The sequence below is a fragment of the Proteiniphilum sp. UBA1028 genome (assembly GCF_002316955.1).
Lineage (GTDB): Bacteria > Bacteroidota > Bacteroidia > Bacteroidales > Dysgonomonadaceae > Proteiniphilum.
Genome location: NZ_DCEN01000080.1, coordinates 1 through 344, shown reverse-complemented (window position 1 = coordinate 344; position 344 = coordinate 1). Strand labels below are relative to the sequence as shown.

The 344-nt window shown below is 43.6% G+C and carries 1 pseudogene; it reads right to left on the bottom strand.

The window, feature by feature from the left end:
- Positions 1-129: 129 nt before the first annotated feature.
- Positions 130-344: pseudogene (locus B3Z75_RS13200) on the bottom strand (hypothetical protein); the annotation flags it as partial.

The window sequence follows — 344 nt, the reverse complement described above, 5'->3', positions numbered from 1 at the left end:
GGCATAAAAACCGGCTCGTTGATGGTGTAGGTAACGTACTCATCCACATAGTCCTTGCATCCGGTAAAAAGTAACAATCCGGCAATAAAAAATAAATAAGTCAACTTTTGCATACCCATATAGATTTAGTTATTTGAATTGTATCCTGACTCCAATATTCAGCCCGAATATCAGCGGGTTCTCCGTGCGGGCACTCATTGGCTGATTGTTCCTGAAATAATAGAGCAGTCTCGGTTCGCCAAACAAGTGCAGATTATTTTGTAACCGGTAGCTGAATCCGGCACCACCCTGAGCAGAGAACTGAAGACCGGCAATGCGGTTATATACATGGGTGTGATGCACTA